Origin of the sequence: Thioclava sp. DLFJ5-1 (assembly GCF_002020115.1) — a bacterium.
Lineage (GTDB): Bacteria > Pseudomonadota > Alphaproteobacteria > Rhodobacterales > Rhodobacteraceae > Thioclava > Thioclava sediminum.
Genome location: NZ_MPZU01000001.1, coordinates 654738 through 668206, shown reverse-complemented (window position 1 = coordinate 668206; position 13469 = coordinate 654738). Strand labels below are relative to the sequence as shown.

At 66.6% G+C, this 13469-nt stretch carries 13 protein-coding genes; 8 read left to right on the top strand and 5 right to left on the bottom strand.

The genetic code is table 11. The features are described 5' to 3' along the window. Positions 1-74: 74 nt before the first annotated feature. Positions 75-1340: a phosphoribosylamine--glycine ligase gene (gene purD, locus BMI86_RS03185; protein WP_078539725.1), complete on the bottom strand. Its 1266-nt coding sequence runs from the start codon at positions 1338-1340 to the stop codon at positions 75-77. A 93-nt stretch (positions 1341-1433) separates the two neighbouring features. Here purD and xseA point away from each other — a divergent pair, with 93 nt between their 5' ends. After that, positions 1434-3014 carry an exodeoxyribonuclease VII large subunit gene (gene xseA / locus BMI86_RS03180; protein WP_078539724.1) on the top strand — a complete coding sequence of 527 codons (1581 nt, stop codon included), beginning with the start codon at positions 1434-1436 and terminating at the stop codon, positions 3012-3014. Between the two features lie 3 nt (positions 3015-3017). Here xseA and BMI86_RS03175 read toward each other — a convergent pair whose 3' ends face one another. Together BMI86_RS03175 and BMI86_RS03170 are read right to left on the bottom strand one after the other, a co-directional pair. Continuing rightward, positions 3018-3440, bottom strand: a complete 423-nt coding sequence (locus tag BMI86_RS03175) for a hypothetical protein (RefSeq protein ID WP_078539723.1) — start codon at positions 3438-3440, stop codon at positions 3018-3020. 52 nt (positions 3441-3492) lie between these two features. Continuing rightward, complete coding sequence (locus BMI86_RS03170; RefSeq protein ID WP_246831614.1) at positions 3493-4710, bottom strand: alkane 1-monooxygenase; 1218 nt, start codon at positions 4708-4710, stop codon at positions 3493-3495. Between the two features lie 98 nt (positions 4711-4808). Here BMI86_RS03170 and BMI86_RS03165 point away from each other — a divergent pair, with 98 nt between their 5' ends. From BMI86_RS03165 to BMI86_RS03135, 7 genes are all read left to right on the top strand, one after another. Further along, positions 4809-5447: a lysoplasmalogenase family protein gene (locus tag BMI86_RS03165; RefSeq protein WP_078539722.1), complete on the top strand. Its 639-nt coding sequence runs from the start codon at positions 4809-4811 to the stop codon at positions 5445-5447. A 55-nt stretch (positions 5448-5502) separates the two neighbouring features. Further along, positions 5503-6789 (top strand): signal recognition particle-docking protein FtsY, encoded by a 1287-nt coding sequence (ftsY, locus tag BMI86_RS03160; RefSeq protein ID WP_078539721.1) that lies wholly within the window; start codon positions 5503-5505, stop codon positions 6787-6789. A gap of 180 nt (positions 6790-6969) precedes the next feature. After that, positions 6970-7872, top strand: a complete 903-nt coding sequence (locus BMI86_RS03155) for an EamA family transporter (RefSeq protein ID WP_078539720.1) — start codon at positions 6970-6972, stop codon at positions 7870-7872. Positions 7873-7878: 6 nt separating this feature from the next. After that, positions 7879-8490, top strand: coding sequence for an inner membrane-spanning protein YciB (locus tag BMI86_RS03150; protein WP_078539719.1), 612 nt, complete (start codon positions 7879-7881; stop codon positions 8488-8490). Positions 8491-8556: 66 nt separating this feature from the next. Continuing rightward, positions 8557-9366 carry an exodeoxyribonuclease III gene (xth, locus tag BMI86_RS03145; RefSeq protein WP_078539718.1) on the top strand — a complete coding sequence of 270 codons (810 nt, stop codon included), beginning with the start codon at positions 8557-8559 and terminating at the stop codon, positions 9364-9366. A 76-nt stretch (positions 9367-9442) separates the two neighbouring features. Then, entirely contained in the window at positions 9443-10009 is a 567-nt protein-coding gene (locus tag BMI86_RS03140; RefSeq protein WP_078539717.1) for a peroxidase-related enzyme, read from the top strand. 66 nt (positions 10010-10075) lie between these two features. Beyond that, positions 10076-11413, top strand: a complete 1338-nt coding sequence (locus BMI86_RS03135; protein WP_078539716.1) for an 8-oxoguanine deaminase — start codon at positions 10076-10078, stop codon at positions 11411-11413. On the opposite strand, the gene BMI86_RS03130 is transcribed toward BMI86_RS03135, so the two are convergent. Then, positions 11403-12134: a hypothetical protein gene (locus BMI86_RS03130; RefSeq protein ID WP_078539715.1), complete on the bottom strand. Its 732-nt coding sequence runs from the start codon at positions 12132-12134 to the stop codon at positions 11403-11405. The genes BMI86_RS03135 and BMI86_RS03130 overlap by 11 nt on opposite strands. After that, positions 12131-13414 carry a guanine deaminase gene (gene guaD, locus BMI86_RS03125; RefSeq protein ID WP_078540414.1) on the bottom strand — a complete coding sequence of 428 codons (1284 nt, stop codon included), beginning with the start codon at positions 13412-13414 and terminating at the stop codon, positions 12131-12133. The genes BMI86_RS03130 and guaD overlap by 4 nt, the downstream gene beginning before the upstream one ends. Between the last annotated feature and the right edge of the window lie 55 nt (positions 13415-13469).

Below are 13469 nucleotides of genomic sequence, written 5' to 3'. Positions count from 1 at the left end.
CCTTCGGCTTGGCGGAAATATCCCGGGGGGCGCGCGGAACGCGAGCGGGGGCAGAGCCCCCTCCACCCCTTAGGTCAGCTCAGCGCCCGCCAGCCGATATCGCGGCGACAGAAGCCTTCGGGCCAGTCGATCGCGTCGACCATTTCATAGGCGCGGTCGCGCGCTTCCTGCAGGCTCTCGCCGCGGGCTGTGACGTTGAGCACACGTCCGCCGCTCGCGACGACGTGGCCGTCTTTCTCGGAGGTGCCGGCGTGGAAGACCATGCGCGAGCCGTCTTCGGGCAGCGCGTCGAGCCCGCCGATCACCGAGCCTTTCTCATAAGCGCCGGGATAGCCCTGCGCGGCCATGACCACCGTCATCGCGTGATCGGGCGCCCATTGCGCCTGCACCTCGCCCAAGCGCCCTTCCGCGCAGGCGAGCAGCAGGTCGAGCGCCTGCGCGCCCAGCCGCAGCATCAGCACCTGACATTCGGGATCGCCGAAGCGCACGTTGTATTCCACGAGCCGCGGCTGGCCATCCTTGATCATCAGCCCGGCATAGAGCACGCCCTGGAACGGGGTGCCGCGCTTGGCCATCTCGGCCACGGTGGGGCGGACGATCTCGTCCATCGCCTTCGCCTCGATCTCGGGGCTCAGGATCGGGGCGGGGGAATAGGCGCCCATGCCGCCGGTGTTCGGGCCGGTATCGCCTTCGCCGACACGCTTGTGGTCCTGCGCGCCGCCCACGGCCAGCACGTTCTCGCCATCGCACAGCACGAAGAGCGAGGCTTCCTCGCCCTCCATGAATTCCTCGATCACGACTTCCGCGCCTGCGCTTCCGAAAGCGCCGCCGAAAATTTCGTCGATGCCGTTGAAGGCCTCGTCAAGCGTCATCGCGACGATCACGCCCTTTCCGGCGGCGAGACCGTCGGCCTTCACTACGATCGGCGCGCCCTGTTCGCGGACATAGCCCTTCGCGCCTTCCGCGCTTGTGAAGCGGGCATAGGCTGCAGTGGGCGCGTTGCAGGCGTCGCAAATCTCTTTCGTGAAGGCTTTCGAGGCTTCCAGCTTCGCGGCCTCCGCCGAGGGGCCGAAGGTCAGGATGTTCTGCGCGCGCAGCGCATCGGCCACGCCCGCTGCCAGCGGCGCTTCCGGCCCGATCACGACGAAATCGACCGCATTGGCCTCGCAGAGTTCCAGCACCGCCGCCGCATCGTTCGGATCGATCGCCGCGCAATCGGCGATCTGCGCGATCCCGGCATTGCCCGGGGCCACGATCAGCCGGTCGCATTTCGGATTTTGCTTGATCGCCCAAGCCAGCGCATGTTCGCGCCCGCCGCCGCCCAGAACCAGAATGTTCATCGCTCGCCCCCTTGGCCTTCGCTTTCCCGCCTTCTAAGCTGCGCGAAACTCTGAGGCAAGGCGCCCCGGACCAACGCTCAAGCAGGCAGGCATATGGACCTTCTCGACGACGAAAGCGGCTCGAACGCGCATGACTACACCGTCTCCGAGATATCGGGGGCGGTGAAGCGGGTGATCGAGGGGGAATTCGGCCGCGTCCGGGTGCGCGGCGAAGTTGGCCGTGTGTCGATGCCGCGCTCGGGGCATATGTATTTCGACCTCAAGGACGACCGCTCGGTGATCGCCGCCGTCAGCTGGAAGGGGCAGGTGGCGAAAATGCAGGTCCGCCCCGAGGAGGGGATGGAGGTCTTCGCCACGGGCCGGATGACGACCTTCGCGGGCCAGTCGAAATACCAACTGATCGTCGACAATGTCGAACCGGCGGGCGCGGGTGCGCTGATGGCGATGCTGGAGGCGCGCCGCAAGGCGCTGGCCGCCGAGGGGCTGTTCGACGCGGGCCGCAAGAAGCCCATTCCGTGGCTGCCGCAGGTGATCGGCGTGGTGACCTCGCCCTCGGGCGCGGTGATCCGCGACATCCTGCACAGGCTCGCCGACCGCTTCCCGCGCCATGTGCTGATCTGGCCGGTGGCGGTGCAGGGACAGGCCTGCGCTCCGGAAGTGGCGCGCGCGGTGCGGGGCTTCAATGCGCTGGCGCCGGGCGGGGAGATCCCGCGCCCCGATCTGATCATCGTCGCGCGCGGCGGCGGCTCGATCGAAGACCTATGGGGCTTCAACGAAGAAGCCGTGGTCCGCGCCGTCGCCGAAAGCGACATCCCGGTGATCTCGGCCGTGGGTCACGAGACCGATACGACGCTGGTCGATCACGCAGCCGACCGGCGCGCCCCCACGCCCACGGCGGCTGCGGAAATGGCGGTGCCGGTGCGCGCCGAACTGGCCGCTTGGCTGTCGGAGGCACAGACGCGGATGATGCGGGCGGCGCGTGGGCGGCTCGATCAGCGCGGCCAGCGGCTGCGCGATCTGGCGCGCGGGCTGGGCCGTCCCGAGGCGCTGACGCAACCGGCGCGGCAAAGCTTCGATCTCTGGGCCGAGCGGCTGGGCCCTGCGCTGCGCACGCTGGTCCTGCGCAAGAATACCCGCTTCGCGCCGCTGGCTGCGCAAATCTCGCCGAACCTGCTGCGGCGCTTCATCCGCGATCGCTCGCGCGAGATCGAGGGGCTCTCGGCGCGGTTGGCGCCGGCACCGGCGGCCCGGATGCGACGCGCGACCCAGGATCACACGCAGCTTGCGCGGCGGCTGGATGCGGCGCGGGTGCGGATGATCGGCGATGCGCAAAGGCGCAACCGCGATGGCGCCGAGCGGCTGGCGGGGCTGGAAGCCCGGCTTGAGCGCTCCTTGTCCGCGCGGCTCGAGGCACAGCGTGAACGGCTCGAGAGGCTCGACCGGATGCGCCAGACGCTGGGCTATACCGAGACGCTCAAGCGCGGCTATGCGGTGGTGCGCGGGCCTGACGGCGTGGTGACCTCGCAGGGTGTGGCAGAGAAGCAGCCCGGCCTCGAGATCGAGTTCGCCGACGGCAAGCTCGCGGTCATCCCGGGCGGGGGCGGCAGTGCGACCGCGCCGAAGCCGAAGAAGAAAAAGCCCGAACCGGGCCCGTCTCAGGGCAGTCTGTTCTGAGGCTTAGACGCCCACATCCGGTCCCTGACAGATCAGCGGGTCCTGGCTTTCCGACAGGCTCACCAGCGGTTCCTGCGAGGGATCGCCCTTGAACTGTGCGAGCAGCCCCTGCGCCGTATCGTAGAAGGTCCAGCATTGCAGCGGCGCATATTCGCCGTAATCGAAGCAGATATACTGCCCGTCCTGATACCAGTCGCCTTCCTTGCACTCGCTTTCGGTGAAGGCCCAGATCACCTTGTGGCCGGGCTTGTATTGCTCGGACCCGTAGGGTTGGCCGAAGACCGAATAGGTGATGGTGCGCCCGACGGTGCGCTGATCGAATTGCTCCGCATTGAGCGGTGGGCCGAGCGGGTCGGCCGCCGCCGCCAGCGTCGGTATCAGGGCCAAGGCCGCGAGGGACAATGTCAGGATCGGGATCGGGCGCATGGGGGCTCCGGCAAGGTCTTTCACCCAACCTGCCAGATCGCGGCCCGCTTGCCTAGCGCGCGCTGGGCGCGTCGGCGTCGAGGGGCTGCGCTTTGCCCAAGGCCTTCACGCGCTTGTCCATGACCCGACGCCACAGCGGCGGGAATAGCGCCAGCGCCGCCATCGCGGGCAGGCTACGCGGCAGAACGGGCCGCCGCGGCTCGGCCAGATCGCCAAGCCGCAGCGCCGGATATTCTCGGGCCGGATGTGCGTGGTGATCCGAATGGCGCGGCGCGTTGAGCATCCACAGCGAGGTGATCGGCGCGGGCGCGTCCCAGCTGTGATGCGCATCGACCGGATCGAAACTGCCATCACCCCTACGTTTGCGTGACAACCCGTAGTGCTGGACGTAATCGGCGAGCAGGATCTGCACCTGCGCATAGGCGCAGAGCATTAGGTAAGCCACCACGCCCTCGGCCCCGAAAAGCATCCCGAACAGCACCGCGAACCACAGCCCGCCCAGCAGATAGGACGGGTAGGGACCGAGCCGTGCGATCCTCGCCTTGATCCGCGCGCTCAGCGGCGCTTTCGGATCGATCGCAGGCAGACGGGCGAAGCGGTTGCGCTCCATCTCGTAGCCGCCGATGAAGCTGCCGATCCAGGCCCGCGGCGCAAACGACCAGAACCCCTCGCCAAGCTGCGCGGAATTCGGATCGTCCGGCGTCGCGACGAAGCGATGATGGACAAGCCGATGCGCCGAAGTGTGATGCCCGAAAAGCAGCGAGATATAGACCCATTTCCCCAGCAGAAACAGCCGCTTGTCCGAGCGGTGGATCAGCTCATGCGCGTTGGAATTCGACACCTGCCCGAAGAACAGCCCAAAGGCCAGCCAGACCGCGATCCAGCTCGGCCCCTCCAGCAACGTATGCCCCGACATCGCCGCCACGCCGAGCACGAGCAGCACGAAATGCACCACCGCCAGCGTCGTCGACAGCGCGTCCGCTGCGGGGAATTCCGAGCCTTCCGGCGCATCGGGAGAGGGATGCTTCAGCGCCTCATCCAGGATGAACATGCACAGCCCGATCCAGACCAGTGCCGCCCAGGCCGCGATCCCGCCGAAGACGCCCGCCACCAGCAGAAGCGGCACCGGCAGAAGCGTCACGACAGCGAAACTGTCGACCCTGGGGATCTCGCGCGACCGCCGCAGCAGATTGGCAATTGCTCCGCTCAGGCGGCGCTTGCGTGAAGGGTCGTTGCCTTGGGTCACGTGCTGCGGGTCCGCTTCGCTCACTCTCAATAGTGCAATGGTTTTGCGCTATTCTTTCGCCAATTTCGACCCTTTTATGACCCCGCTTGCGGCGGCCGGGCTTTTCTGCGCGAGATGTGGCCATGATGTCCGCAGCCCCGATCAGTCTCCTTATCGCCGCCGTCTTCGCGCTGATTTACCTCGCGCGTCATGCAGGCGCGGGGGAAAGCGGTGCGAAAACCCTTGTGAAGACCGCCTCCGTCGTGGCGCTGATTCCGATGGCGGCGGCCATGGGCGCGCCGCTTGCGATCCTCGCAGGTCTCGCGCTCGGGGCGGCGGGCGATTTCGCCCTGTCGCGCCCCGGTCAGCGGGCCTTCCTGATCGGCATGGCGGCCTTCGCGGCGGGGCATCTGGCCTATCTTCTGGGGTTCCTCGACATGGGCGCGCAGCCCACTGCCTGGACGATCCCGCTCATCGCCCTGGGACTCTCGGCGGAGTTCTGGCTGCTGCCGCGCACGGGCGGGCTGTGCTGGCCGGTGCGGATCTATATCTGGATCATCGTGGCGATGGCGGCGGTGGCGATGGGCCTGCCCGCGGGCTATCTGATGGTGATCGCGGGCAGCCTTGCCTTCGTCCTCTCCGACCTGATCCTCGCGCTGGAGATGTTCGTGCTGCGCGACGCAGGCCGCAAACAGCTGGCGGCGCGCGCGCTCTGGGTGCTCTACTGGGGCGGTCAGGCCTTGATCGGCTGGGGCGCGGGATCGGGTTTTGCCGGGGGATAAGCCTTCCATCCGGGCCTGCGATGAACTAGGTGGAGCGTAAGGAAAGGCCTGATCCATGTCGTTTTTCAAAAAGCTCAAATCGCGTCTGACGCGTTCCTCCTCAAAGCTCGAGCAGGGCCTCGAGGATATCGTCGCCGAGAATGCGGCCAGTGAAGACGAGGTCGCGGAGACGCCGGAGCCTTCCGCGCCCGCGACGCCGGCAGAGACCTCCCCCGAGGCCGCGCCGCAGACCCGCGTCCAACCCGCGCCGGAACCGGAGCCCGAGGCAGAGCCTGAGCCCGAACCCGAGCCGCAGCATAACGAGACGATCAACCTTCCCGATCCGACGCCGCCCGCGCCCGGCTACGTGCCCGCGCCGGTGACCGAACCGGTCGAGGAGGAACACGCGCAGATCGCCAAGGCGCCGCTCGACGTCGAGCCCGCGCCCGAACGTCCCAGCCCCGAGCCGAAGAAGCCCGGCCTTCTGGGGCGCATCTTCGGCGGCGGCGAGGCGAAACCCGCCGAGCCGCGCCGCGTCCTCGATGACGAGATGCTCGAAAGCCTCGAAGAGCTGCTGATCGCCTCCGACATGGGCGTGGACACCGCGCTGCGCGTCTCGGCAAACCTCGCCGAGGGGCGGATGGGCCGCAAGCTCTCGGTCTCCGAGATCAAGGGGCTGCTGGCCCAAGAGGTCGCCCGGATCATGGAGCCGGTCGCGAAACCGCTGCCGCTTTACCCGAAGAAGCCTCAGGTCGTTCTGGTGGTGGGCGTCAACGGCTCGGGCAAGACCACGACGATCGGCAAGCTCGCCTCGCAATTCCGCGCCGCCGGCAAACAGGTCGTGATCGCGGCGGGCGACACGTTCCGCGCAGCCGCAGTCGAACAGCTGCAGGTCTGGGGCAATCGCGCCGGCGTGCCGGTCCTGACCGCGCCCGAAGGCTCGGACCCGGCCTCGCTCGCCTATGATGCGATGAAGAAGGCCGAGGCCGAGGGCGCGGATCTTCTGATGATCGACACGGCAGGCCGCCTGCAGAACCGCGCCGATCTGATGGAGGAGCTGGCCAAGATCGTCCGCGTGATCCGCAAGGTCGATGAGAGCGCGCCGCATAACACGCTTCTCGTGCTCGATGCGACGACGGGGCAGAACGCGCTGCAGCAGGTCGATGTCTTCCGCAAGATCTCGAACGTTTCGGGGCTGGTGATGACCAAGCTCGACGGCACCGCGAAGGGCGGGGTTCTGGTGGCGCTGGCCGACAAGTTCGGCCTGCCGATCCACGCGATCGGGGTGGGCGAACAGCTCGACGATCTCGCGCCCTTCGACCCGGAGGAATTCGCGCAGGCCCTCGTCGGTCTCGAAGACTGACACCGCGGAGGGGGGCGCCGCCCCCCGCGCGTGCGCGCTCCCCCCGGGGATATTTGTGCAAGAGCGAAGAGAGGGATGCGCCTTTCCTCTTCCCCTTGGTCGAAATATCCCGGGGGTGAATGGCCCTAAGGCCAGAGGGGGCAGCGCCCCCCAGCCCCCGAGATCACGAAGGACTTCCCCTTGAGCGACTGGATCATCTCCGTTTCGGGCACCGAGACCGGCAAGCACCTCGCGCTGGGCCTCGCGCTGCTCGCGGCCTTTCTTCACGCGCTGTTCGGGGCGCTGCAGAAAGGACGTCACGATCCGTGGCTCAGCCGCGCCGCGATCGATGCGAGCTACGGGATCATCGCAGCCCCCTTCGCGCTTTTCGTCGTGCCGTGGCCCGAGCCTTTCATGTGGCCGATCTTCGTGGGCGTCTTCTTCATCCATGTCGCCTACAAGCTGCTGCAGGCGGCCTGCTACCAGCGCGGGGCCTATACGGTGGTCTATCCGGTGGTGCGCGGCACCGGGCCGCTTTTCGCGGTCATCGGGGCGGGGTTCATCTTCGGTGAGCATTTCACGATCGGCCAATGGGCCGGGGTGGCGACGCTTCTGGCAGGCATCTACGGGCTTGCGCTCTACAATCTGCGCAACGTGACGGTCGATCGCGAGACGATGGTGCCGGCCCTGATGCTGGCCGTGGCGACAGGGGCGTTCGTTGCGCTTTACACCACCTATGACGCCTATGGCATCCGCGCGACCGCCGATCCGTTCACCTTCCTTGCGTGGTTCTTCTTCATCGACGGCTGGTTCATGCCGATCTTCACCGCGCGGCGCTGGACGAAACTGCCGAGTTCGGAAATGGTGCCGCTCATCAAGAGGGGTGTTATCGGCGCGATTGTTGCTTATTTCTCCTTTGGCTCGATCATGTTGGCGACACGGCTCGACAAGGTGGGCGAGGCGGCGGTGCTGCGCGAGACGTCTACGGTCTTCGCAGCGCTCATCGGCTGGCTCGTGCTGGGCGAGAAAGTGGGGCCGCGGCGCACGGCTCTGATGGCGCTGATCGCGGCAGGGGCTGTGATCGTTGAGATAGCAGGCAGGTAAAGGCAGATGGCAGAGAAAAAGATTTCCCCCTGGGTGAAAGCGGCGCTCGACTGGGGGCCGCTCATCGTGTTCTTCGTCGCCTTCAACCGGCTGAAGGACGGCACCTACACGATCCTCGGCACCGACTATTCGGGCTTCGTCGTGGCCACCGCGCTGTTCATCCCGCTGATCGCGGCGACGACGCTGGTTCTGTGGCTGCTGACCGGCAAGCTCTCGGCGATGCAGATCGCGACGCTCGTGCTGGTGGCGATCTTCGGTGGGCTGTCGGTCTGGCTCAATGATCCGACCTTCTTCAAGATGAAGCCCACCATCATCTACCTGCTGTTCGCGGGCATCCTCGGAGCCGGATTGCTGCGCGGCAAGGCGTGGCTGCAACTGGTGATGAACGAGGCGATGCCGATGGCGCATGAGGGCTGGATGATCCTGACCAAGCGCTTCGTCTGGCTGTTTCTGGGCCTTGCCGTGGCCAATGAGATCGTCTGGCGCACGATGTCGGACGCGCATTGGGTCGATTTCAAGACCTTCGGTCTGCCGATCATCATGATCGCTTTCATCATGTCGCAAGCGAAGCTGTTCGAGCGTCACGGGATCGATACGGAGGAAAGCGAAGAGGGCTAACTCCGCCCTGTCCGCGCCCGCCGCGATCCGTTACACCTTTCGCGACTGCCAAACCCGGAGCCGCTCATGAAAATCGCCACCTTCAACATCAACGGCATCAAGGCGCGCCATCAGGCGCTGGTCGATTGGCTGAAGGAGGCCGAGCCCGACGTGGCTTTGCTGCAGGAGATCAAGTCGGTTGACGAGGGTTTCCCGCGCGAGCTCTTCGAAGAGCTGGGCTATTCCGTCGAGACGCATGGCCAGAAAAGCTTCAACGGCGTCGCGATCCTCTCGAAGCTGCCTTTGGAGGATGTGACGCGCGGCCTGCCCGGGGACGAGGGCGACGAACAGGCGCGCTGGATCGAGGCCACCGTGGTCGGCGACAAGGGCGCGGTGCGGCTCTGTGGGCTCTACCTGCCCAATGGCAACCCGGTGGAGCTGGACGATGCAGGCCAGCCCGTCGAGGGCGGCAAATACGCCTACAAGCTGTCATGGATGGAGCGGATGAAGGCGCGGGCGGAAGAACTGCTCGCGCTGGAAGAGCCCTTCGTGATGGCGGGTGATTACAACATCATCCCGCAGGACGAGGATGCCGCGAAACCCGATGCGTGGCGCGGTGATGCGCTGGCGCTGCCGCAAAGCCGCGAAGCCTTCCGCCGTATCCTCAATCTCGGCTTTACCGAGGCGTTCCGCGCCCGCGTGCAAGGGCCGGGACATTACTCGTTCTGGGACTATCAGGCGGGCGCCTGGCAGAAGAATAACGGCATCCGGATCGACCATCTGCTGTTGTCGCCGCAAGCGGCGGATCTGTTGCGCGATGTCGGCATCGACAAGGAAATCCGCGGCCGCGACAAGCCTTCGGATCACGTGCCGGTCTGGATCACGCTCGACCTCTGAGCGCGATTGCCGCAACGTCATTTCCTCGGCCCCGTCGCAGCTGTGCATAGTGGCGGCGGAGAAGAGGAGACCCCACATGCAAGACAAGATCAGCCGGCATCCGGTGCCGAAACTCGCAGATATGCCCGAGGATATCCGCACGCGGATCGAGGCGGTTCAGGAGAAGGCCGGGTTCATCCCGAACATCTTCCTCGCGCTGGCGCATCGGCCCGACGAGTGTCGCGCCTTCTTCGCCTATCATGACGCGCTGATGGAGAAGCCCGGCAACCTGACCATTGCCGAGCGCGAGATGATCGTGGTGGCGACCTCGGCGGCCAATGAGTGCCAATATTGCGTGATCGCGCACGGCGCGATCCTGCGTATCCGCGCCAAGAACCCGCTGATCGCCGATCAGGTCGCGGTGAATTACCGCAAGTCCGAGATCACGCCGCGCCAGCGCGCGATGCTCGATTTCGCAATGAAGGTGAGCCTGCGCGCGCAGGAGGTCGAGGAGGCCGATTACGAAGCGCTGCGCGCCCATGGCTTCACCGATGACGATATCTGGGATATCGGCGCAATCACCGCGTTTTTCGGCCTGTCGAACCGCTTGGTGAACATGGCCGCGATCCCGCCGAACCCCGAGTTCTACGCGATGGGGCGCTGAGCGCCTCTGGTCTTCGCCCATCCGCGCGGTCTAGGCTCTGGCGAAACCAGCCAGTAGGAGCGCGCGATGGGCGATATCTTGATCCGGTGCGCCGAGGTGATCGTCACGATGGACGGCACCCGGCGCGAGCTGAAGGGCGCGGATCTGCTGCTGCGCGACGGGCAGATCGCCGCCGTCGGGCCGGGGCTGGAAAGCACGGGCGAGGTGGTCGAGGCCAAGGGCTGTGTCGTCACGCCGGGGCTCGTGAATACCCATCACCATCTTTACCAGACGCTGACGCGCGCGGTGCCGGGGGGCCAAGATGCGCTGCTATTTGGCTGGCTGCAGACGCTCTATCCGATCTGGGCGAAGATGGGGCCCGAGGAAATCCGCGTCTCGGCGCAGGTGGGGCTCGCGGAGCTGGCGCTGACCGGCTGCACCACCAGTTCCGATCATCTGTATATGTATCCGAATGGCGCGCGGCTGGAGGACACGATCCACGCCGCCGCCGAGCTGGGCCTGCGCTTCCATCCCACGCGCGGCGCGATGAGCATCGGCGAGAGCGATGGCGGCCTGCCGCCCGATAGTCTGGTCGAGCGCGAGGACGCTATCCTGAACGACTGCATCCGGGTCGTCGATGCGTTCCACGATGCGGGCGAGGGCTCGATGTGCCGGGTGGGCATAGCGCCCTGTTCGCCGTTTTCGGTCTCGCGCGAACTGATGCGCGACGCGGCGCTGCTGGCGCGCGACAAGGGCGTGATGCTGCACACCCATCTGGCCGAGAATGACGAGGATATTTCCTACAGCTTGGAGCAGTTCGGCTGCCGTCCGGGGCAATATGCGGAAGATCTCGGCTGGACCGGCGAGGATGTCTGGCACGCGCATTGCGTGAAGCTGGATGCGGGCGAGATCGACCTGTTCGCGCGCACCAAGACGGGGGTTGCGCATTGCCCCTGCTCGAATTGCCGTCTGGGCTCGGGCATCGCGCCGGTGCGGCAGATGCGCGATGCGGGGGTTAAGGTCGCGCTTGGCGTCGATGGCTCGGCCTCGAACGATGCAGGGAGCCTCATCGGCGAGGCGCGCATGGCGATGCTGCTGCAGCGGGTGCAAAACGGCGCCGACGCGATGGCCGCGCGCGAGGCGCTGGAGATCGCGACTTTGGGCGGGGCGCAGGTGCTGGGCCGTCCCGATTGCGGCGTGCTCGCGCCCGGAAAGCGCGCGGATGTGGCGATCTGGGATGTCTCGGGGCTGGAGGCGGCGGGGGCTTGGGATCCGGTCGCGGCGTTGGTGCTGTGCGGGCCGCCGAAGGTGAAACATCTCTTCGTCGAGGGCCGTCAGGTGGTGCGCGACGGGCAGGTGGTCACGATCGACCTGCCGCGCGTGATCGAGACGCAGAACCGTCTCGCGGCACGGCTTATGGGCTGAACTTTTCGCGCCGCACGGCCCCGGCGGCGCTCGCGATCCGCAGCAGGCGGCGTCGGTCGCCTGCAAGGGCAGCCTCCATCAGCCCTGACAACCCGCCGCGCGCCTTCAGATGCGGCCCGAGGTCGGAATGGCCGAGATCGGGGAAGATCAGGTGGTCGACGTTTTCTGCGCGCGGGAATGGCATCGCCTGATCCAGATCGTCATGCGCGCCGTGGAACAGGATCGCCCAGCAGGGCGCGGGCGGGAGCGGCGTGGTCTCGCGGGCGAAATGGTCGATCCGAGAGGTCCACTCGCTCCAGCGCGTCTCGCCCGGCACGACGCCGGGTTTGACTGAAGCCTGCGGCGACAGCGCGAGCACCACATCGACCGGGATCACCTCAGCCGCGACCAGCGCCGAGACCGCGCCCATCGAAAGTCCAATGGCGGCGATGCGGGTGACGGGGCGGCGGCGCGTCACCTCTGCCAAGGCGGCGCGCAGGGCAGCGGCGAAACCCGGGTCATTCGCCCAACTGCGGCTTTCGTCGCTGATGAACAATGCCCGGCGTGGGAAGCCGGGCGTGCCGCGCCCCGTGGCAGTGGCGACGAATTCCGGTGCGGGCGGGCGGCTTGGCTCATGGCCGATTGAGGCGAAGGAGATCACCAGATCATTGCCCCCGCCTTCGAGAAAATCGATGGTGAAGGGCGCGCGGGCGTAAATCCTCTCGAAGGCCGGATCGCTCAATGCAGCCGCTTGCCCGCGACCCATGTGCCCGCGATCGCGCGGTCGTCGCCCATCATGATCGTGGGGAAGATCGCTTCCCAGATGTCATTCGCACGGTCGGCACGCTGCGAAATGGCAAGCGTCGAGGCGAGGTCGACGGCGATGAAATCCGCCTCCATCCCGGGCGCAATCGCTCCGATCTTGTCGCCCATCCGCATCGACTGGGCCGAGCCCTGCGTGGCCAGCCACCAAAGCTGCGCGGGGTGCAGCGGCTGATGCGTCAGCTGCCCGATCTCATAGGCGGCGGCCATCGTGCGCAGCATCGAAAAGCTCGACCCGCCGCCGGTATCGGTGGCCAGCCCGATCCGCTGCCCCTCGGCCAGACGCGTCGGCCAGTCGAAGAGCCCCGACCCGATGAACGTGTTCGAGGTCGGGCAATGGATCAGCGCCGCGCCGACCTCCTTGATCCGGTCGGCCTCGCGCGGTTCCAGATGGATCGCGTGGCCGTAAAGCGCGTTCTCGCCCAGCAAGCCATAGGTCTCGTAGGTGTCGAGATAGTCGCGCGCCGTGGGATATAGCTCGCGCACCCAGGCGATCTCGTCCACCTGCTCGCTCAGATGGGTCTGCATCAGGCAATCGGGATGCTCCGCCCAGAGCGCGCCCAGAGCGCAAAGCTGATCCGCCGACGAGGTGGGCGAGAAGCGCGGCGTGATGACATAGCTCAGCCGGCCAGTCCCGTGCCACTTCTGCAAGAGGATGCGGCTGTCGTCATAGGCCGATTGAGGGGTGTCGCGCAAAGCCTCGGGGGCGTGGCGATCCATGCAGGTCTTGCCCGCCGCGGCGCGCATCCCGCGGGCCTTGGCGGCGATGAAGAAGGCTTCGACGCTGGCGGGATGGATCGTGCAATAACTGCACATCGACGTCGTGCCGTTCATCAGCGCCAGATCGAGATAGCGGGTCGCGATCTCTTCCGCATGGGCGGGATCGGCGAAGGAAATCTCTTCGGGGAAAGTGTAGGTGTTGAGCCAATCGATCAGCCGCTTGCCCCAGCTCGCGACGATCGCGGTCTGCGGGTAATGCACATGCGCATCGACGAACCCGGGCGACAGGAGATGATCGCCATGATCGACGATGTCGGCCTGCGGATGGGCGTCGCGCAGATCGTCGGCCTCGCCCACGGCGGCGATCAGACCGCCGTCGATCAGCATGCCGCCGCGGCGCCGGTGCGTGACCGCCTCCGGCCCTTCGACAAGCGCGTCGCCACGGTATTCCAGAACCTGCCCAAGGTGCAGCTCAGCCATCATTCTCTCCTGTCCGACGCGTCATGCTAGGGCGGGGCGGGGCGAAGGTAAATCT